The sequence below is a fragment of the Thalassolituus sp. UBA6592 genome (assembly GCF_002433655.1).
In the GTDB taxonomy this organism is placed as follows: domain Bacteria; phylum Pseudomonadota; class Gammaproteobacteria; order Pseudomonadales; family Oceanobacteraceae; genus Venatoribacter.
Map to the genome: position 1 here is coordinate 18,874 of NZ_DJIO01000032.1, position 20,553 is coordinate 39,426.

At 50.6% G+C, this 20,553-nt stretch carries 16 protein-coding genes; 10 read left to right on the forward strand and 6 right to left on the reverse strand.

Annotated features, from left to right (window positions below; all coding sequences use genetic code 11):
• Positions 1-33 precede the first annotated feature (33 nt).
• The gene (locus B2Z72_RS02965) at positions 34-885 is read left to right on the forward strand and encodes an SDR family oxidoreductase (protein WP_296983698.1); all 852 of its coding nucleotides are present in this window, start codon (positions 34-36) and stop codon (positions 883-885) included.
• A 120-nt stretch (positions 886-1,005) separates the two neighbouring features.
• Here the strand turns inward: B2Z72_RS02965 and B2Z72_RS02970 are convergent, their stop codons facing one another.
• Genes B2Z72_RS02970 through rpoZ form a run of 3 tightly spaced genes read right to left on the reverse strand, consistent with a single transcriptional unit; the run spans position 1,006 to position 3,827 of the window.
• The gene (locus tag B2Z72_RS02970) at positions 1,006-1,389 is read right to left on the reverse strand and encodes a RidA family protein (RefSeq protein ID WP_296983697.1); all 384 of its coding nucleotides are present in this window, start codon (positions 1,387-1,389) and stop codon (positions 1,006-1,008) included.
• Between the two features lie 48 nt (positions 1,390-1,437).
• Positions 1,438-3,564, reverse strand: a complete 2,127-nt coding sequence (gene spoT, locus B2Z72_RS02975) for a bifunctional GTP diphosphokinase/guanosine-3',5'-bis pyrophosphate 3'-pyrophosphohydrolase (RefSeq protein ID WP_296983696.1) — start codon at positions 3,562-3,564, stop codon at positions 1,438-1,440.
• Between the two features lie 23 nt (positions 3,565-3,587).
• Positions 3,588-3,827, reverse strand: a complete 240-nt coding sequence (gene rpoZ, locus B2Z72_RS02980) for a DNA-directed RNA polymerase subunit omega (RefSeq protein ID WP_296983695.1) — start codon at positions 3,825-3,827, stop codon at positions 3,588-3,590.
• Between the two features lie 272 nt (positions 3,828-4,099).
• On the opposite strand from rpoZ, the gene B2Z72_RS02985 reads away from it, so the two are divergent.
• Positions 4,100-4,969 carry an intradiol ring-cleavage dioxygenase gene (locus tag B2Z72_RS02985; protein ID WP_296983694.1) on the forward strand — a complete coding sequence of 290 codons (870 nt, stop codon included), beginning with the start codon at positions 4,100-4,102 and terminating at the stop codon, positions 4,967-4,969.
• Positions 4,970-5,144: 175 nt separating this feature from the next.
• Here the strand turns inward: B2Z72_RS02985 and gmk are convergent, their stop codons facing one another.
• Together gmk and B2Z72_RS02995 are read right to left on the reverse strand one after the other, a co-directional pair.
• A complete protein-coding gene (gene gmk / locus B2Z72_RS02990) occupies positions 5,145-5,765 on the reverse strand; it encodes a guanylate kinase (protein WP_296983693.1) in 621 nt (206 codons plus the stop codon).
• An 80-nt stretch (positions 5,766-5,845) separates the two neighbouring features.
• Complete coding sequence (locus B2Z72_RS02995) at positions 5,846-7,144, reverse strand: alpha/beta hydrolase (protein WP_296983692.1); 1,299 nt, start codon at positions 7,142-7,144, stop codon at positions 5,846-5,848.
• Between the two features lie 284 nt (positions 7,145-7,428).
• On the opposite strand from B2Z72_RS02995, the gene B2Z72_RS03000 reads away from it, so the two are divergent.
• The 8 genes from B2Z72_RS03000 (at position 7,429) to B2Z72_RS03035 (ending at position 20,147) form a co-directional block, all read left to right on the forward strand.
• Positions 7,429-9,333, forward strand: a complete 1,905-nt coding sequence (locus B2Z72_RS03000) for a hypothetical protein (RefSeq protein ID WP_296983691.1) — start codon at positions 7,429-7,431, stop codon at positions 9,331-9,333.
• 284 nt (positions 9,334-9,617) lie between these two features.
• Entirely contained in the window at positions 9,618-11,237 is a 1,620-nt protein-coding gene (locus B2Z72_RS03005; protein WP_296983690.1) for an AAA family ATPase, read from the forward strand.
• Between the two features lie 15 nt (positions 11,238-11,252).
• Positions 11,253-14,768, forward strand: coding sequence for an AAA domain-containing protein (locus B2Z72_RS03010; RefSeq protein ID WP_296983689.1), 3,516 nt, complete (start codon positions 11,253-11,255; stop codon positions 14,766-14,768).
• On the forward strand, positions 14,765-16,483 hold the full coding sequence (locus B2Z72_RS03015) for a hypothetical protein (protein ID WP_296983688.1): 1,719 nt from the start codon (positions 14,765-14,767) through the stop codon (positions 16,481-16,483). The genes B2Z72_RS03010 and B2Z72_RS03015 overlap by 4 nt, the downstream gene beginning before the upstream one ends.
• Positions 16,483-18,831, forward strand: a complete 2,349-nt coding sequence (locus B2Z72_RS03020) for a hypothetical protein (protein WP_296983687.1) — start codon at positions 16,483-16,485, stop codon at positions 18,829-18,831. The genes B2Z72_RS03015 and B2Z72_RS03020 overlap by 1 nt, the downstream gene beginning before the upstream one ends.
• Positions 18,824-19,033 carry a DUF2997 domain-containing protein gene (locus B2Z72_RS03025; RefSeq protein ID WP_296983685.1) on the forward strand — a complete coding sequence of 70 codons (210 nt, stop codon included), beginning with the start codon at positions 18,824-18,826 and terminating at the stop codon, positions 19,031-19,033. The genes B2Z72_RS03020 and B2Z72_RS03025 overlap by 8 nt, the downstream gene beginning before the upstream one ends.
• Positions 19,033-19,542, forward strand: coding sequence for a hypothetical protein (locus B2Z72_RS03030; protein WP_296983684.1), 510 nt, complete (start codon positions 19,033-19,035; stop codon positions 19,540-19,542). The genes B2Z72_RS03025 and B2Z72_RS03030 overlap by 1 nt, the downstream gene beginning before the upstream one ends.
• A 5-nt stretch (positions 19,543-19,547) precedes the next feature.
• Complete coding sequence (locus B2Z72_RS03035) at positions 19,548-20,147, forward strand: 4Fe-4S single cluster domain-containing protein (RefSeq protein WP_296983682.1); 600 nt, start codon at positions 19,548-19,550, stop codon at positions 20,145-20,147.
• Positions 20,148-20,219: 72 nt separating this feature from the next.
• Here B2Z72_RS03035 and B2Z72_RS03040 read toward each other — a convergent pair.
• A partial coding sequence (locus tag B2Z72_RS03040) for a hypothetical protein (protein ID WP_297004122.1) occupies positions 20,220-20,553 on the reverse strand: 334 nt, incomplete at its 5' end.

Below are 20,553 nucleotides of genomic sequence, written 5' to 3' on the forward strand. Positions count from 1 at the left end.
AAGGGCACATCGCAAAGCGCAGGAGAAATTACTATGGCTCGTATTCTGATCGTGGGCGCCGGTGATATCGGTGGACATCTGGCAGAAAGACTGGTGACGGCCGGGCACGAGGTATGGGGACTCAGACGTTCCGACAAGCCTCTGGCTGAGGGTGTGACACTGATTCAGGCCGACGTTGCTGAACCGGACACGCTGGAAGACCTGCCGGAGAATCTCGATATTCTGGTGTACAGCGTGGCGTCGCCGGCGTTTTCCAAAGAAGGCTATCATGAGTACTACTATCGTGGTCTGAAGCACATTCTGCGTGCACTGAAAGATCAGACGCTGAAGCATAGTTTCTTTGTTTCCAGCTCCAGTGTTTACCATCAGATGGATGGTGAGTGGGTGGATGAAACCTCAGAAACCAACCCAACCAGTTTCGCCGGTAAAGAAATGCTGGCGGCGGAAGAAGCCCTGCTGAAAGACAAAGCGCCAGCAACGGTTGTGCGTTTCACCGGTATTTATGGCCCCGGCCGTACCCGTATGATCCGCCAGGCGCAGACCGGCAGTCATTGCGACCCTGAGCCGCCGGTGTGGACCAACCGCATCCACCGTGATGATTGTGTCGGTGTGCTGGAACTGCTGGTCAGCAAAGCCATTTCCGGTGAAGCGCTGGAAGAAATTTATCTCGCGACCGACGACGAACCTGCAACGCTGTTCGATGTACTGGAATGGATGAAAGATCGTATTGGCGATGTTGAGCCAGACCACGATGTACCGGAAGCGACGCGCCGTGCCAACCGCCGCTGTTCCAATAAGCGTCTGCGCGCTCTGGGTTATGAATTTAAATACAGCAATTATCGTGAAGGCTACGATGAGATGCTGATCGAGATGGGACTGGTCTGATTTTCATTTTTCCGCTTCGTTTTCAGGCTGAAGAGGTCAGGTTGAAGAGGTCAGGCATAAAAAAAGCGCTCAGTGGAGCGCTTTTTTTATGGGCTTTTGCAGCCTGAAACAGCGCGGAAATTAATCCAGCACCATCACCGCTTCCATTTCCACACCGGCGTCTTTTGGCAGTTGGGCTACGCCCACTGCTGCACGGGCTGGGTATGGCTGGGCAAAGTACTGCGCCATGATTTCATTCACTTTGGCGAAGTTGCCGAGGTCAGTCAGGTAAATATTTACCTTCACGATCTGCTGCAGCGAACCGCCTGCGGCTTCACACACAGCAGTCAGGTTTTTAAATACCTGATGAATGCGTTCTTCGATACCGCCTTCGACGATTTCCATGGTTTCCGGCACCAGTGGAATCTGACCGGACAGATACACAGTGTCGTTTACTTTGACAGCCTGAGAGTAGGTACCGATGGCGGCAGGGGCTTTATCAGTGTGAATAATTTCGCGGGCCATGTTTGCTTCCTTTTTACGTAAGGCAAGAGGGTAAACCGGCAGTGGGAATTAACTGCCAGACTGATTACGGGTGCGGACGATCTTGTTAACGCCGCGTATGGTACGCAGGCGGCGGATGGTGCGTGCCAGATGTTTACGGCCGTGAATGCTCAGGGTCAGGTGAGTGACACTGAGGCGGGCATCGCGTTCTTCGACACTGATTTTCTCGATGTTGGCTTCCGCCTGAGTGACGGCGCTGGCCAGCTCGGCAATAATGCCACGCCGGTTTTCCAGATAGACTTTGAGGTCCACGGTAAACTCGCTGTCGATGTCTTTATCCCAGCTGAGAATGACGCATTTTTCCGGATTATCGCGGAATTCTTCGACGTTTTTGCAGTTCTCAGTGTGAATCACCAGGCCACGGCCGGAGCTGACGTAACCAATAATCGGATCGCCGGGAATCGGGCTGCAGCATTTAGCGAAATTCACCACCAGACCTTCCGTGCCTTTGATCGCCAGCGGCGATTCGTGCACGTTGTCGAGATCCACTTCAGTGCCTTTGTGGGCAACCAGCAGGCGGCGCGCTAACAGCGGTGCCATACGGTTACCGGAACCAATGTCTTCCAGCAGATCGTCAAGCGAATCCATGCCGGTTTCTTTCAGTACCAGATCCAGATGCGCCTGATCGATATCGCTGAGGGTTTTACCGAGGCCATCCAGTGCTTTATTCAGCAGGCGCTCACCCAGAGCAACGGATTCAGAGCGACGCTGGCTCTTCAGGTAATTACGGATATTCGAACGTGCTTTACCGGTAACCACGAAATTGAGCCAGGCGGGATTCGGCTGCGCCGCCGGAGCGGTCACAATCTGTACTGTCTGGCCGTTCTGCAGTTTGGCACTTAACGGCGCCAGCTGGCGGTTAATGCGGCAGGCAATACAGTGATTGCCTACATCGGTGTGTACTGCATAAGCGAAGTCGATGGCGGTGGTGCCGTTCGGCAGTTCCATGATTTTGCCTTTCGGCGTGAAGACGTAAATCTCGTCCGGGAACAGGTCGACTTTTACGTGCTCAACGAATTCGATCGGGCTGCCGGCATTTTTCTGCAGTTCGAGCAGGTTCTGTACCCATTGGCGCGCACGCTGGGTGCCGCTGGTGTGATCGCCTTCGGCTTTATACAGCCAGTGAGCGGCAATACCATGGTTGGCCATGGCTTCCATTTCTTCGGTACGGATCTGCATTTCCACCGGCAGGCCACCAATACCAATTAAAGTGGTATGCAGTGACTGATAGCCGTTGGTTTTCGGAATGGCGATGTAATCTTTGAAGCGGCCGGGAATCGGCTTATACAGGCTGTGCAGGGCGCCAAGAATGCGGTAACAGGAATCAACGGAGTCACAGATAATACGGAAGCCGTACACATCCATAATATCGCTCAGTGATTTACGCTGATCACGCATTTTGCTGTAGATGCTGTACAGATGCTTCTCTCGGCCAACCACCCGGGCAGAAATATTCACTTCGGTCAGGCGGCCACGCACAGCGGTGGCAATGTTGTTAACCACTTCGGAACGGTGACCGCGGGCGGCAGCAACCGCTTTGCGGATCATCTCCGAACGCATCGGGTACATGGCTTCGAAGCACAGATCTTCCATTTCCACGCGGATGCTGTTGAGACCCAGGCGGTTGGCGATCGGTGCGTAAATATCCAGTGTTTCCCGGGCAATACGGCGGCGTTTATCCGGGCGCAGGGAGCCCAGGGTGCGCAGGTTGTGCAGACGGTCGGCGAGTTTTACCAGAATAACGCGGATATCACGCGCCATGGCCATGGCCATCTTCTGGAAGTTCTCAGCCTGCTGCTCTTCTTTGCTTTCGAAATGGATATTGGTCAGCTTGGAAACACCGTCCACCAGTTCCGTGACCACATCACCGAACTGCACGGCGAGGGCGGATTTGGGCACACCGGTATCTTCAATCACGTCATGCAGCATAGCGGCCATCAGACTCTGATGGTCGAGGTGCATATCGGCGAGGATGTTGGCAACAGCCAGAGGGTGGATGATGTAAGGTTCGCCGCTGCGGCGGCGCTGACCATCATGAGCCTGTTCGGCGTAGAAATAGGCGCGGCAAACCTGCTGAATCTGACTTGCGTTCAGATAATGGGAAAGCCGCTCCGATAAAGCATCTACTGTGGGCACTTAAGCTTGATTCCTGCAGCAGCTTAAAAGTGCTGCTGATCTGCCTGTTCTGCTGCAGCTTCCTGTGCGGCCATAGTGGTTGGGGTCACCAGGCTTTCTGCGATTTCACGCAGAGCCAGAACGGTAGGCTTGTCGTTTTCTTCAGCAACCAGAGGCTCTGCACCCTGTACCGCGATCTGACGGGCACGTTTGGTGGCCAGCATGACCAGCTCAAAGCGGTTATCAACGTTGGTTAAGCAATCTTCTACGGTTACGCGTGCCATGGGTATTCCTGTGGGTACGTTAAGTACGATTAATATGGGGTACGTTGAGTACCTTGATAAGTCAGTACATTAAAATCTTCTGAACCGGCTATTTTAACTGAAATTCAGCCGAATGAAAGTGTTCTCCTGCGGCGGATGTGTGATCGCCGTTGTGTTGTTGCTGTGTCAGGCAGGGTAAAGATTTGCCTGAATAGCCAAACCGGGTTGGCGGCAGCGCGCCGGGGCGGCAGAATTATGGCTGTTTTCCTTCTTTCCCTACCTGAAGAAATGTTATGACACTCAAACCTCTGAAGCGCAGAAAGCTTCTGTCCCTTGGTGGCTCCCTGCTGATGGCTGCGCCTTTTATGAGCCTCACCGCCTGCGGTTCTTCCTCGTCTTCCGGCAACCGCAGCAGTGATTCCGGTTTACCCGACAGCGGCACAGATACTGATCTGAGCGCGACCTCTGACTGGGCATCGGGCGGCACGGACCTGATCACAGCGGATTTCCCTGACACCTCGATTTTCTCATCTTCAGGCAGCTGCTCTCTTTCCCTGACGCAGAACCTGACGGTCGGCCCCTGTTACATTGGTGTGAATGAGCGCGAGGATATTTCTGAAGGTGAAAGCGGGTTGCCAATGCAATTCTGCATGCAGCTGGTGGATGAAGACTGCAATCCGCTGGCCGGCTATCTGATTGAGATCTGGCACTGTGATACGCGCGGTCTGTATTCCGGCGATACCAGCGATGAGGACGTGGACGATACCTCCACCTGGGCTGGCGGTTTCTGCACCAGTAATAACTCAGAAGCGGTGGCCAGTACCTGGTTCCGCGGCGAACAGACCACAGATGCCGATGGCCGGGTGAATTTCAAAACCTGCTTCCCGGGCTGGTACCGTGGGCGCACCATTCATATTCATTTCCGTGTACGCAATGGCAGTGGCGATTATGTTGTGTCGCAGTTCTGCTTCTCCGACAGCTTTGCCCGGGAGATATGCACCACCCATGAACTGTACCGCAGTCGTGGTGAACAGGACCGTACGCTGGCCAGTGGCCGTGATTCGGTATTTCCGGCTGAGGGATATGAAGAGTTTATGCTCAATATTGAGCAGAATGAGGACGGTACTCTGCTGGCCTATAAACGTGCGGTGATTTCGGTCTGACGACTGGCGGCTTTAATAACCGCGGGCTGACTGATTGTGGGTTTAGCGGTCGTGGGTTTAGCGGTCGTGGGTTTAGCGGTCGTGGTTTAGCTGTCGAGGGCTGAGTGGTTAGTGTGTGAACGGAAGTAATAAGAGCCCAATAAAAAAGCGGTGATAATAATCACCGCTTTTTCGCTCAGGAGTCCTGTTGTAACAGATCCTGCAGGGTCGCTTTGTGACGCTCCTGCTGAGCTTCCAGACGGTGGCGGCGGGCGATTACAATGGCGCGCAGCTCTTCTACCGTATTCTCAAAGTTATCGTTGATGATGAGGTAGTCGTATTCGCCGTAGTGGCTCATCTCATTACGGGCGTCACGCATGCGGCGCTCAATGGTCTGCTCGTCGTCCTGTCCGCGTTTCTGCAGGCGTTCGCGCAGGGCGGCGATGGATGGCGGGGCGATAAATACACTGACGGTATCCGGCATCAGGCGGCGCACCTGTTCAGCGCCCTGCCAGTCGATTTCCAGGATCACGTCACGGCCCTCGGCCAGCTCAGATTCAACCCATTCCTGTGATGTGCCATAAAAATTATCGAACACCTGAGCGTGTTCGAGAAAGGCTCCACGGCCAACCATCTCGCGGAAATCTTCGACTGCGGTGAAGTGGTAATCTTTACCGTTTACTTCGCCCGGGCGCGGGGCGCGGGTGGTATGGGATACCGATACACCGATATAGCCGGTACTTTCTAACAGCCCTTTTACCAGACTGGTTTTGCCTGCCCCGGAGGGCGCTGAAAAAATAAAAAGAGTACCGATCATGAGGCTGGTTCCGGCTGAGTGGAGAAAATGAATCCGATGTAACCGCTAAGTATAACGGATCATTGGCCCGCTGTAAGAATTCACTGCGCGACTAAATGCGATCCGCTATGCGACTCTGTGACTTCACTGATACTGTGTTCTAACTCAGTAAAATACGGGTTCCAGGTCAGGCGGGCATGATACTTACCGTCTTCGCGGAATCCCCAGGCGGAGAACCAGAAATCTTTGCGCTGTTGCGGCGGCACCGCGTCCTGCTGACCATTATTCAGCATGATGTAGCTGCCATCTTCGCCGACATAGGGGTTGGCTGGTGAGAAGACGACACTCATGTGCGAGAAGTTACTGATGCGCTGCTGCGGTAAGTAACTCGGCAGCCGGGACACTCGCTGGTCGGCCGTGGCGGAAATATCTTCGTCGCCGTACCACACCAGACGTGAAGACGGGTTGGTAAAATGCTGACTGAATGCCTGCAGTGTTTTATCCGGTTGCAGCACACTGTCATCCTGACTGATGGTGATCAGTGCCGGGCGATCAAATCCTTTTTCTTCCAGCAGCGCCTGCACATCTTTGACCGATTGATAGTATAGCGCCGAGGCGTTGGTGGTCAGGGATTCGTAGCGCAGAATATTGTCTTCCGCATCGACATCGACCCAATTCCACAAATACGAAACCACCGGACTGAGCGCCAGCAGTGACTGACTGATGGGATAAAAGCCGGGCGAAAATAACAGCAGCCCGGCGACTTCTTTGTGTTCTATGGCATAGCTGGTGACCAGATTTCCACCGGTGGAAAACCCTCCCAGCCAGACTTCATCAACGTCTTCGGAAAGTAATTCCGCCTGGTGAGCGACAACGCCGGTCCAGTCGTCGTAGTGGGCAAGTAAGGTATCCGCCGGTCGGGTGCCGTGGCCGGGTAACAGAATACTGCGCACTAACCAGCCGTCTGCCGCCATGATCTTCGCGATGTCACGCATATAACCTGGGCTGTCACCGAGCCCGTGCACCAGCAGTATGCCGCGGCGTTTACCCTGTACTGAGTCTGCGGCCGGCTGCATTTCAAACGGCGAATTCAGATCGGTTTCACGTTCGTGATTGGCAGTAATAAATGCCCGGTGTGTTTTTACCCACTGGCGCGTCACTGTTTGATATCCGGCAAAGGTCGGCTGATCGTAATCCGGTAATTGTTCGCCTGATGGTTTAAATGATGCAGAATCCGGTGGTGTGGCACAGCCGCTCAGCAACAGTGACAGAACAGCGATTAATGCGGACAGAACGCCGGGTAAGGAGCGGAAAAATAAACAGCAATTCAGCGGGCTCTGGTTTAACGGGCTCCGGTTTAACGGGCGCTTGTTTAACAGGCGATGTGGGACATTCAGCACAATAACCTCTGGGGCTAAAAATAATGATGGCTGCAGTCAGGGAGACTGGCGAACGGAAATATACCGCATAAGTAATATTACGTTATTGGTGCGATATTCACGCACAAAGTTCTCGGCTTCAAAGATGACAAAAGGATATTCCTGCTGCGGTATATCAAGAGCCGAATAAAAATTCGGTTAACCGGACTGGCTTATTTAGTCTAATATCAGAAGTCTGGTCTGTATCCACTATGGATGGCTTGCAGTATTCCCTATAAAACTTTTTAGCTAAGGAAATAAGCTCGATGGCTTTCGATTATGGCAGTCAGTCTCTTGGTATCCCCAATCCATTCAAGACTGAGGGTAAAATCCGCCTGCTGGCAGGCATCCTCATCACCGCGCTGTCGGTGTTACCTCTGATCAGTATTTCAGCAACGTTAAAAGAGAACCCGGCGCGTGCGTGGGGACAGGTGGTTATCGGCCTGTTCCTGATGACCTGGGGACTGCGTCTTATTGCCGTTGGTGCGATGCAGCTGTTCCGCTTTTATGTCGGTCGTTCGGTACCTTCCTCACTGGCCTTTAACCGTAATGCCAGTGAGCGTGAAAATGCTGAAATTGAACGCACCAGCGGCAGCCTGGCGTATAACTCTGAACGTCTCGAATCCATGATGATGGGGCGTAAGAACACTACCTTCTCAGAACCTCTGGGCTGGATGTCCCGTCTGGTACACTCACTGATTCCCAAGCTGGTTCTGGCGCCTTACCCGGTACGTAACTTTGTGCAGGAATTAGCCGGTGTGGTTGCTTCTACGCTGGTGGCTCTGGTGGCATTTGGTCTGTCTTATTTTGTGACGGCGACCGGTCTGGCTGGTGACAGCGGTGATTTTATTATTCCGGTGATGTCTCTGCTGTTGCTGGTGTATCTGGTCTTTATCTGGCGCACAGCAGCGAAAAACATGGTGTCTGAGCGCAGTCAGGATCTGCATAAAAAAGGCGTTGCCGGTATCAGCCGCCTGTTTGTCTTTGCTCTGGTTGTGCCTGTGCTGCTGGGTTATGGCTATTCCTGGGTGGCCGCGAATACTAACCCGCACTATATGGAGCAGGCGAACAGCGTGATTAACAGTCTGTTGACGTTCAGTGCCTGGCTGAATCTGGGTCTGTTACTGATCGCTGCGCTGATTGTTGTGATTCCAACTTTCTTCCTGGTGCGCGAGCGTCTGAAAATGGCGGTGACCTCCACCAGTGTCAGCGAATTCCGTGAAAATATGCAGGAGTCTGTGCATCCGAACGAAATTTTTATTAACACCGAAAACATCGTTCTGGCTAACCGCCGTTATAAAGAAGTGCCTAACCGTGTGTACCGCGACTTTGAACCGCGTCTGGAAGAGCAGGGGCAGGGTAAAGGTACCTTCAATGGCCAGCTGCTGATTGAAACTCAGCCAGCGTATCAGCCAATGAGCCTCAGCGGTCTGTTTAAAAAGGTCCGCCTGTTCAGCACCATTGGTGGTCAGTTGCTGACCGTAGGCAGCGCCGCACTGCTGTATGTGCTTTTCAACAAAGGCTTTACCGTTTATCACGATATTAAAGGCCTGTTTCTGGGGCTGCAGCATTCACGCAGTTCTGAAAACGTTATGGCATTTTTTACCGCCGGTGGTCAGGAACTGAGCACGATTCTGACGCTGCTGTTTACGCTGCTGACCGTGGCGTTTACTGCCCGTATGCTGAGTAATCTGGCGCATATGTTCTGGTCAGAAATCCAGTTCGACAGCCTGCTGATGTCGGTAAAAATGGAAGGTACCTATACTGAAAGCAAAATCTCCACCGGTATGGCTTACAACGATTCTACCCGTTCCGAAAACGTGGTGGTGCGTACCTCTATGACACCATGGATTCTGACTTCCCGTATCCTGACGTCTACCTATGCCACCTCAGGTATGAAAAACCTGGAAATGCCACGACTCATTATGTCGATGGATGCCAATGATCAGGAACTGGATACCATTATTGGTGAGATGCGCGACTTCCTGCGTGAGCGCGAATCCATTGCCTCCATTAATAATGAAAAAGATCTGGCCAATGCCGAACGCATTTATCAGGTTAACAGCATCAGTAAATCGGATAGTCCGGAACAGGCGAAACTGACGGATCAGGCGACATCCGGTCAGCTGGAAGATCTTTCTGAAAGCGAAGGCGAACCGCAACCGCAGTAAGCTTATTTACTGCGCATAAAATATCCGGTGCCAGTTTTATGCTGGTGCCGGGATTTCAATCTTGTATGGGCAGCTTTTCGTAAGGGGCCAAAAAAAATGTCCCTCTTTGATTGTTTCCCCTCGTGAAACATTTTAAAAGGATTGCCAGGGTGATTTGAGAAAATCTTCTTTTAAATCTTTATTTCTTAATCAAAAGCAGACAAAGTGTTAAATTGACGTTCATTGCTGACTTCTTTGTCGGTAGTGTTTCTCAGATGCATATCTAATTTTATTTTGGATGATTTTTGAACAAGGAGTCCCGATTGCTAAAGGATTTTGATAGTCAACTGAAGATAAATATTCAGGCGTCGGCGCCTGTTGTTCAGATAATCAGTCACGAAACTTTGCGTATTCGGGCCTGCTGTATTCAGGCAGCTTCAGATCTGAACAGAGATCTCTATGTCTGGAATATGCCCCAGGGCTTGAGGAAATACGATTTTGATGACAATTCCCGGGAACCGGAGGATGAGGGAGAACAGCCTCAGGAAGTACTGGATTGGCTGCGTGATTTCGCTTCAGAAGATGAAGAGCCTGAATTCATTCTGCTGCTGGAAGACTTCCATCATTTCCTTAACGAGCACACCCTGATCAGCCGCTTGCGTGCATTTGCAATAGCTGTTGCCAGCCGGGAAATCAATAACGTCACGGTTGTGCTCTCCCAACCTGCGCCTTTGCTGCCTCCAGAATTGGAGAAAGAAGTGCAGGTTATTGAAATGCCATTGCCCGATACTGATGACCTGAAAACCCTGATGCGGCAGGCATGCGATCGTTATAATCTGGATGACAGGGATTATCAGGAGTCATCTGCTCTGATCGAGTCTGCGCTTGGCCTGTCAACCAGTGAGGCTCAGCTGGCTTTCTCAAAAGCCGCATGCCAGTTCAAGCGCCTCACCGAATCTGAAATCCCCTTTATCGTCAAAGAAAAAGAGCAGGTGATTCGTAAAAGCGGACATCTTGAATACTTTCATCCAAAAGCCACGCTCGACGATATCGGCGGCCTGGATAACCTCAAATCCTGGCTGGATCGACGTCGTCAGTCGTTTACCGAACATGCTCGTGAATTTGGTCTGGAAACTCCAAGAGGTGTGTTACTACTGGGTTTACCGGGCACGGGTAAAAGCCTTGCAGCAAAAGCCGTGGCGAATGCCTGGCAACTGCCTTTGTTGCGTCTGGATATGGGCAAAATCTATGGCGGCATTGTCGGTCAGTCCGAGGCGAACATCCGCTCAGCCTTGCAAACGGCTGAGGCGCTGGCGCCCAGTATTCTTTGGGTTGATGAAATTGAAAAAGGCCTGTCGGGTATGCAAAGTTCTGGTGCAACCGATGGCGGCACGACATCCCGGGTGCTGGGGACTTTTCTGACCTGGATGCAGGAAAAAGAAAAGCCGGTGTTTGTAGTAGCAACTGCTAACCATATTGCGCAATTGCCGCCTGAGTTACTGCGGAAAGGCCGGGTTGACGAAATTTTCTTTGTAGATCTGCCGGTACAGCAGGACCGGAAAGACATTATTTCGATTCACCTGAAACGTCGAAACCGGTTGGATGATTTTTCATCTGCAGAACTGGATGAACTGGCGATCGCCAGCAAGGGCTTCACCGGGGCTGAACTGGAAGAAGCCGTCAAGGAAGCCATGTTTCTGGCTTTTGACGAAGGGCATCAATTAAACAAGGACGATATTCTTAAGGCCATTAAGGTCACTTCTCCGCTCTCTTTAACCATGGCCGAAATGATTAATGACACTCGCGCCTGGACCAAGGGGCGCGCTGTGGCCGCCAGCTCGGCAGAGCCAGAAGCTCTGGACCCATTCAGCAGTAAAAAGCCGCGGCTCAAACAGGAAGGCGAAAACCCGTTCGTCAGAAAATAATCAGGACTGCTTGTTATGGAAAACCCGTTTTTTACTGCTCTTGAACAACAGGGCTTCAAGGCTGCGACACTGGACAATCAGACCAACAATGTTCTGATGCCGTTTATGCATTACCTGAACAACAGCATCAAGGCTCTGGAGAACAAGGAAGTCAGCTGTGAATGGAAGCCTGTTGCTACCAAGCGTTATCAGCTCAAGCCAGACAAACGGATCTGGCAATTGTTGCCGGTGAGTGAAATTGAGATCAAGGGCGGCAAGGAAGGGTGGTTCGAGATTATCTCCGTCGATAGTGAGTTACCTGGTGCCGATTTTGACCCTGATGAAAAAGATCCAATTCAACAGGGCAAAGGCAAAGGACGGCGAGAGACGGCGATACCCGACAGTGGATATGACGCCTCAGATTACCAGCTGTACTTACCTGATCTTGAATTAGATGATGACCCAGTCTCATGGAGCGGTTATCAGCTGAAACTGCGCCCCTTGGCTGTTCAGCTTGATCAGCTGGAGTCGGTTTATATCGACGGCCAGCCATGTAAGGTGACAAAGCAGACTGACGCTCGCCTGATGCTGCAAGGCCATGTGAAAGCCAGCAGTAAACTGTCCGTTGACGGGCAAGACACGCCTTTCACCCTGATCAAAGGACTGGACGAATCCCGGCTTAAGCAATGGCAAGCCAAACCTGAAGGTAATGGCTGTCTGCTGTTTTCAGAGTCCCGGCCGCAGGTCGAGGGACATAAACTTGAAGATGTTACCAGTAAGCAACTGGCTGGGCTGAGTTGCGGTCACTTTCAAAGCCTGGGGCAATCCTTGCAAAGTGATCATTGGGAGTTGAAACCTGAAAGTACCGGCAAAAAGGACGGCACAAAAGGCAGTAGTCAGGTTCTGATACTGGAAAGTCGTGGTGATGAAAAGCTAGAGGATTCTGGCGATCTTAGATGCACGGCTTTCCCTGAACTGCTCTGGACCGTGGAGTCTGCCAAAGTCGAAGAAAAATGGATTCAGCTGATCGAAAAAGAAGGTGGTGAAGATACAGGCAAGTCTGCTCTGGATTATTTCTTTGAGGAAAAGGTCTCTATCAGGAGTTCTAACTACAAAGAATTCTCTGTAATCGATCGACGAAAAGATGAACGCCAGATTTTATTGGGAGAAAAAAACAAAAAAGGTGGAAGTCTTTACCCAAATCCGCAAGGTGGAAATAACGAACTTACAGTTCGCGTAGATACAAACCAGCTCAAACGCCAGAAAGAAGCCATCAACCAACTGATGAATCGCCCTTCAGCAGGCCACTGGCCTCTGATTCATATGCTGCAAAAACGTGAGCAAACACGCTGGCCAGACGTAACCCCCGTTCAAATCCCTGAGTCCGGCTGGACAGTACTGACAGACCCGAACTTCGATGGCTGTGATCGTCAACGCGAGTTTGTCACCAAGGCTCTGGCGAACGAAGATTTCACCATTCTGGATGGCCCGCCAGGCACAGGTAAAACCACCACCATTCTTGAACTGATCATGCAGCTGGTATTGCAGGGCAAGCGCGTTTTGTTGTCTGCATCCACTCATGCCGCGATCAATAATGTGCTGGAAAGAGTAAAAGAAAGTGACAAGTTATCCGAGCACATATTTCCACTAAGAATTGTTCCTAGAAATGACACCGACAATCGTAAAGCAGATGGCGTGGAAGACTATGTATTTGAGACTCTGAGTGCAAACTACCTTGAAGAGGAAAATGATTATACGATCAGTCACCAGATTATCCTTGACTCATCGAACCTGGTTTGCGGAACAACCAATGGAATATTGGGATTGTTTGATAAAAAACGTTATCCGGAAATCGATGTTGATAAAGGCGAACCGCCGTTTGATGTGATGATCATCGACGAGTGCAGTAAAACCACCTTTCAGGAATTCCTGGTGCCCGCCCGCTTCGCCAAACGCTGGGTATTGGTAGGCGACGTGCGTCAGTTATCACCGTTTACTGATCGTGAGCAGATCGTAGCCAACCTCGATAATCTGATGCTGGTTCCGCCAAGGGGAAAAGGCGCAAACAAAACAGCTGCTCAGAATTTACCTCCCTCCATCCAACAAGCTTGTTTCCTGCTGGAAGAGCTTAGAGGTGATCATCAAAGGCCCTATTCACAGCCAATGTTGGTGCCTGTTACCTGTGATGTTGCAAACGCATTGGTTAAAGAAATTAGAGCACGCACTTCGCTGCCAAAACTTGCCAAGGGCCTCGATAACCTGTTGGTCGTGATGGTAAACGAGGGACGCAATGCTGATCACCATCAGGTTGGGGTTAAACAAATTCAGCAGAAGCCGGATCAACTGTATCGTCACAATCTATGTTTCGTCGAAGAAGGTTGTCTGGGCGAGATTGCTCGATGGATTCCTGACGATATGTTGATACTGCATCCCGATTGGTGCCTCACTTCCCAAGCAGCGCAGCATCGATTTTCGGGAACTGGCTGTAAGTCGTTCAAAGTTAAAACCACTGATTACACGGATACCATGCAGGTTCATAAGGAATTGCTCGACCGTATTGACAGCACTAAGTGGTCGGAAGAGGTGTGCTGGCGTCTGGAGCGTGAATACTGGCTGCGGTTATCGGCCAACCAGAAACAAAAAACCGGCTATCTGGAGGACACCCTGAACCGCCTGTTTCCCAAATCGGTATCGGCAGATGGCCGTATTCATATTCTTAAAAACATCGCTTTCCCATCCATTCTGGAGGCGTTGTCGGGTGATGGTCTGGTTAAACGTAAGAGTGATGATCCAACGACCTTGAATCAGGGGTTTAATGCCCGAGAAAAGTCCCTGCGTCATACCACTTTGAATTATCAGCACCGTATGCACCCGGATATATCCAAATTCCCTCGGCAGCAGTTTTACCCCGAGGGTGTTCTGGCGGATGGCGGTAAAACGGCTTCTGACCGGGCATGGCAATACACAAGGTATAAGTCTCGTAATATCTGGTTGGATGTGCGGGGAACAACTTTGCCGGGCAATAATAACAAGCAAGAAACACAGGCTCTGATCGCCGAGCTGAAAGCGTTTTGTGATTGGGCGGAAGGAAAAAGAAAAAACAAAAAAGGCGAAGCCTTTGATGTTGCGATTTTGACCTTCTACCAAGGTCAGGAAAAAGCCCTGAGGGAAGCTCTTCAAAAATTGCCGGGTAATGCCAACCGTTACGCACGGTTTAATTACAAAGGCATATCGATCAAACTGGCGACGGTGGATTACTTCCAGGGCCAGGAAGCGGATGTGGTGTTCCTGTCGATGGTGAATACCCATCGTGATGGTTTTATGGATTCGCCCAACCGTCTTAACGTTTCCATTACCCGTGCCCGCTATCAATTGGTGATTTTGGGTCATTACGGCTATTTCAGTGGCGAAGATAAGGTCAAGGATCGGTCGAAAAAAGCTTCGAATACTCTCGAACTAAAAGCGCTCGCGAAATCATGCGAGTCAATACCATCGAAAATTGCAAATCAGTCGCACCACAATGCAGTCAAGAAAGGGAAGTCTCGATCATGAGTAATCGTCAAAAACGCCAGATGAAGTCCTTTTCAGATTTGAAAGGGAGCTTCGAAACACAGGGGCCGGTAGATGAAGCTTGCAAGCATTCCACACTAGTCAAAGAAAATGATAACAAAACAGGCTCACTGGCCTTAACACTGGCCAGAACCGTTCAGCTGAAACGTTATCCCGTGATTGCCAAGGTCATGTTTTTGCGGGAGAGACCCGATTTGGTCTCCTTGCTAAAGGGCGTGCAAAACAAGCCTGCTGATATGCCGCCTCGACTGACCGCATATCTCAAGCGGGAAGCACTGTGGGATGAATCAGGCATTACAGATAAGGGTCAGCAAGTCATCGATAGCGGCTTGTTCGAAGCCAAAGAGCGCGGTCTTTACCATATCTGGTACACGGATAATGATCCGCTATTGGGAACTCGCCCAGTCATGATGCAGCTGGATACGGCGTTCTTTGACCCCAATATGCAAAGCTGGAAAAAAGGGCCAGATGCAGCCCGGTCTGAATTCCAGGTAAAGCAACCGTTTCAGCTAAACGTCTTTGAAGGGTCCTTCGCCGATCGTAACAAGTCTGAATTGAAGAATATCACCCTGCAGCTGGCATCGCTCGAACCCGAAGTGATTTGCTCACCCGAGAAATCAGCAGAGATTCAGCTTGAATGGACACTGGGTTTTTCAGCATCGCAGCTTAGCCTGCAAGGCCAGCTGGATATGCTGAACTTTCAAACTCAGGGTGGCCAGAACAAAGCCAGTTCACGTCCAGAAACCCTGGACCTCTCCATTGATGATTTTGGTTATCGCCTGAACGATGTAATGGTCTCTATAGCCGAAGAACTCGACGGTCATTGGCTGCCCGAAGAGCGGCGTGTGGAGACTCAATTGGAACAGATTCAGCGTTATCCATCAGCGGTGCAGAAATTCCAGATCGACAGTTTTAATCGCTCGGGGCTGACAACAGCTATGGGTGAATTTCATTCTGTTCTGGCCCGTCACATTCCTGTTCAGCCCGCTGGCCAGGCTGACGCAGAGAAATGGCAGCACTTCTGGCTGGAAGACTTCTACAGCCGAAAATACCAGTCATCGACAGAGGCGCGTAAACAACAGTCGGAATGGCTGGATCATATCGCCTTGAATGACTTCGAGTTACCACTTAAAGAACAACACTCTCTGTTGTCTGAGCTATCTCGTGAAAGCCATCCACAGGCCTATTGGCATATTGCGGCGATGGCAGACCTTACCCCGACCAGAAGCCGAAAGCTGCGCATGCCGATCAGTCTGGTAAATGGTGACCCACTTGATCTTGGTGCGTTGCTGGAACAGCTGACGGGCGGCGAATACATTGAACACATCATCTATTCAGATCGTTACGTTCATACCCCACGTCAGAGCCGCAACCTGAACCATGTGGCTTCTTGCCTTGCCGATGCTGAAGGCTTGCTGTTGACGCTGGATAAGCAGCATGGAAAAGAAGCCGAACTGCCAGACAACTGGTCGCGGGAAATCCTGCAAAAGCAAAATGATAACCACGGTCGCTACTGGATTCTGATAGGTTCTCAGCACATCTGGTGCTGGGAGTGCACCAGTGGACTGGATTTTATTCGTGAGAATGGTGGGCAATTCATTGTTGATGGCTCACCCACTTTCACGCCTAAAGAGGTGACAGAGCTACCTCAGTACTTGCAAAACCAGATCAAAAACACCGAAGCGGAGGTTTTCTGATGACACGGATCGTACCTCGCCAGGAGCAATTTCGAATTGATTACCAGAATGAGTATTTACCGCCTTTATTCAGCAAACAGGCGTCTGATGCAGACTTCAGCAGAGACCTACCTCAGCCTGATACTGACTTTCTGACAAATGTTGTCTCCATGTCGCGTCTGACCTTGCTGATTGCCTGTGAGCAACTAAGAGAAGACTCACTGATTCAAGCCATTAAAGAACAGGCCGAGCAAGGTATTCGTATTTATCTGCTGCTGGGCGACAAAAACGCCAACAAGGCGGCAATTGATACCCTGTCTGGTCGTTGTCTGATTCGTACCGGCGTGAGCCAGCAAGGTGCTTTGGTACTGGTGGATCACACCACCACGCAGGCACAAGGGCTGTTGTTGATGTCGGGTCAGCCTCTGTTATCTGCAGATCAAGCTGCCTGGGGAATCCAGCTGGAGCCGCAGCAGATCGATGGCATTTTCCGAAGCTTCTGCAAACTGTTCTGGGAGCAGAGCAATGAGGAATACCTGCAGCAGAACCAGCAGCAATCCAGCGTGCAACATCCGGATGGCACGGTCGTTACCAACCACTCCCATCAGTTATGCGGCACCTTGAACGATTGCCTGAGCGATACCCTGAACCAATTACAAGGCGCCACTCATTCCGGGTTTAATGCTTTTGGTGATGGCTGGCGTTTGCTGCTGGGCGTGCGGTCAAGCGAAGTGGCAGGACAGGCTCGTGCTGGCGTAGCGCTTACTGATAACCGGATTCCCTCGCTGTTGTTGTCGAGAAATGGCAACTGGTTGCTTCCGGATAAAACGGATTTTGCTGCTGCCAACTGGTGCTTAAAGCTATCTGCACAGCAAAGCCAGAAACTTGAGCAGGCCTACGACGAGGCCTTTGAAGAGGCCGCCTGGCAGTATCAATCGGAAACAGCGATAGGCGAATGCGATTATCAACAACGACTCCGTTTCGCCGACCAACCGGGTCTGGAATATGTGGTTGAGGACGTTCGTGAAATCGAACTTGAGGATGTCAGCAGCCAGAATATCGACAGCTTCCTGAATGATGATGCCGAACAGCTGGCATCCGGGGTGACGGCCTGGCAACGCAGCCAGCTGGCCCACTTGATTAATTATGATGTGGTTGTACACCCGCCTTACTGCCCTGAGTCTGCAAAGTCGGATGCCTTATATCAGGCCTGGAAAAATTCAGAACAAGATTGGCAGCAACGCCTTGAAGTGCTCACTAATGCCCAGTCCAAAATCGACCAGCAGCAAGCTGGTATCGCTGACAAACTAAAAGGCTTTATCAAGGGGTTCTTACTTGGGCAGGGACAGTCGGTAAAATCCCTGAATCTGGAAATCGATACCCTCAAAACCTGGTCAGTCACCAAGGCTACACCGGCAGAGCGAGAGCAGCATCGCCAGCAATTGGAGTCCTTGCAGGATAAGATTCGCAAGCGTGGTGCCGACACCGAGCAGAAGCTGGATGAGGCGCAACAGAATCAGCATTGGGAGCAACGACGTGACGCATTGATAGCGGATCAGTCGAAGGCGAACGGGCTGTTGAAACAGAAGTTGTCTGTGCTTGAGCAACTGGAAAAGAATAAGACCGAGGCCGCTACGAAGGTTGAGCAAAGTTTCAGAACTGGCTGGATCTCGGCTGCCGAAAAGCTGACAGATCAGCAGTTGAATGACACTGAAATCAACGACATCAAGCCTGAACAGTTTCTTGCAGAAGCTTTGCCCGAGATTCCTCTGGCGGCACCAAAAGACGCTGATGAGCCAGAAAAGCAGGCTCGACAGCAAGCTATTCAACAAGCTAAATCCAGACGTGAAGAATTAACACAACAGGCTCGACAGGGTTGTATAAAAGCCAAACGAGAAGCACTGCAATCCATGGATGTGAGCCCGGCCAACAACTGGAAAACAGCCATTAAGGAAAAGGTCTGGAAAAAACATTACAACGATTTTGAACGTTGCCTGGCTGATCATGAACAAGGTCTGAAGAAAATCGAGCGTGATATTCAGGAGGCGCAAAAAGCACTGGATAACAGCAGATCTGAACAGAAACAAGCAGAAACAGCACTGAATGAGCACGGCTCATCGTTTGTGTATCAGCCGAAACAAAAATCCGATGCCTTTGCCAAACAGCTCGGTTTGAAAGGCAATGAAGCTGTTGAGAACCAATTCCAATGGCCAGCAGAAGAGCTGCCTGCAGAGGGAACGAAGCTGCGTCACCATCAGCAGAACCGTTATCTGGTGATATTCGATGAGGATCAGATTGATCAGGCCAAACGGGATGCTGAACGTTTGAGCGCAACAATCGTATGCGAAAAGGAGTCAGCCAATGCCTGAACAGAAGATTACCCTGACCATTGACGACGATGGCGCCATTACCGCTAAGACCAGTGGTTTCAAAGGCGAAAGCTGTCTGGAGGCTCTGGATGAGCTGTTGAATCTGGAAGGTGTCGTCAGCAATGTAAAAAAGACCGATGAATATCATCAGCAGCAAACCCAGCAGACTAATCGAGTGCAGTCACTCAAGGGGAAATCCTGATGAGTGCTGTAATCAAAACCGTTACGCCTTTCGTAATTGAAGAAGTGCTGATTGAGGCATTGCTGGTTGTTGGGGCTGAGCCAGTGAAAATCACCCCATCGAACCTGCAAACCGTTAGTCATCGTGGAGGCTTGGTCGTTGGCGATATTCTCACCAATCGGTCGGACTTCTACGGCCCACAACATTTTCGCCAGAATGGGGATCACTGGATTTTGCGTCACGATTCCAGTGAAATGAATGGCCGGGTTAGTAGCATGCTGACTGGAAAGCATTACTCAAAGGTTGGTCGCTTTCTTGAAGAGGTAGGGTCTGCTTACGAATCGACTTATGCAAAGCACCTGGAAAAACTGGCCGAACAGGAACGCATCCGCCTTGAAGAAGAGCGTAAAGCCCGTGTTGAAGCCACGCGTCAGCAAGCCATTGCCAAAGCTAAATCCCAGGGCTATTCGGTTAAGGAAACCACAAACAGCAAAGGCCAGATTCAACTTGTTCTTACCAGGATGGTGTAGTCACCTTGGCCAAAGACTACGGAAAATATTTCAATATTGCCCACATCGAACCGGAGAGTCATATCTATGGCCCTGGCAAACGCTTTGTCATCTGGTTGCAGGGATGTTCTCTGGCTTGCGATGGCTGTTGGAACAAGGAAATGTGGTCGTTCAGGGAGCGGCGGTTAATCCAACGTGAGGAACTGCTAAAAGCTATTGCTTCAGCACAGGATATTCGTGGAATTACAGTCCTTGGCGGTGAACCATTGGAGCAATGGGCCAATTTAAAGTGGCTGTTGGATTCGCTGAGGGCGGATACGGCATTGACGATATTTCTTTACAGTGGCTACGAGGAAGAAGAGCTCAGACAAGCTGGTCATTGGACATGGCTGAATCAGACGGCCGATATACTGGTGCTTGGCCGTTACATTCAGGGCCTTCGTGACACTAGTCATCAATGGAAAGGCTCTGGAAATCAAAGGGTCATTCATCCCATTGGTAGTCGGGAAAAGATTGGCCCAACCAACTGCAATGAAGCTGAAATCGTCATCGGCAATGATGGACAGATGACGATTTTAGGGTATCCGGATGCGGAGTTGATCACTGCACTGCAACTGGAAAAATAAACCCCATCATTCGATATTCTGCACCTGCTCAAAGAATAATAAATTAAAATCCTTTAAAAACAGATGTTTACATTATTTTTGCATCGATATTCGACCAGCACTACCCATTTTACTACCCATGGATAGAAACTTTATCTCTGATTGGCCCAATCGGTTACTACCCACGATTATAAACTGGGATAAGTGGGAAACTGGGAATTTCTGATCCTTTTCCGATTTACCAACACCTTGTCTCAACCGAAAAAACCTGCTGGCAAGTCTAGCAAGATCGGCACTCCCGATGCACCACTGCTGATACATCGAAGTTTGTACTGAAAGTACAAACCATTGATTATATTGAATATTTTTTGATTTTCCTCTTGCGTATTTGAAACTTCGTGCAAGTATTTTAGAAAACGCAGGAGTT

Coding starts and splice junctions, on each gene's coding strand:
- B2Z72_RS02985 (WP_296983694.1), top strand. CDS start 4,100: ATGACACTCAAACCTCTGAAGCGCAGAAAGCTTCTGTCCCTTGGTGGC.
- B2Z72_RS03000 (WP_296983691.1), top strand. CDS start 7,429: ATGGCTTTCGATTATGGCAGTCAGTCTCTTGGTATCCCCAATCCATTC.
- B2Z72_RS03025 (WP_296983685.1), top strand. CDS start 18,824: ATGCCTGAACAGAAGATTACCCTGACCATTGACGACGATGGCGCCATT.
- B2Z72_RS03015 (WP_296983688.1), top strand. CDS start 14,765: ATGAGTAATCGTCAAAAACGCCAGATGAAGTCCTTTTCAGATTTGAAA.
- B2Z72_RS03030 (WP_296983684.1), top strand. CDS start 19,033: ATGAGTGCTGTAATCAAAACCGTTACGCCTTTCGTAATTGAAGAAGTG.
- rpoZ (WP_296983695.1), bottom strand. CDS start 3,827: ATGGCACGCGTAACCGTAGAAGATTGCTTAACCAACGTTGATAACCGC.
- B2Z72_RS03010 (WP_296983689.1), top strand. CDS start 11,253: ATGGAAAACCCGTTTTTTACTGCTCTTGAACAACAGGGCTTCAAGGCT.
- B2Z72_RS03020 (WP_296983687.1), top strand. CDS start 16,483: ATGACACGGATCGTACCTCGCCAGGAGCAATTTCGAATTGATTACCAG.
- gmk (WP_296983693.1), bottom strand. CDS start 5,765: ATGATCGGTACTCTTTTTATTTTTTCAGCGCCCTCCGGGGCAGGCAAA.
- B2Z72_RS02970 (WP_296983697.1), bottom strand. CDS start 1,389: ATGGCCCGCGAAATTATTCACACTGATAAAGCCCCTGCCGCCATCGGT.
- B2Z72_RS02965 (WP_296983698.1), top strand. CDS start 34: ATGGCTCGTATTCTGATCGTGGGCGCCGGTGATATCGGTGGACATCTG.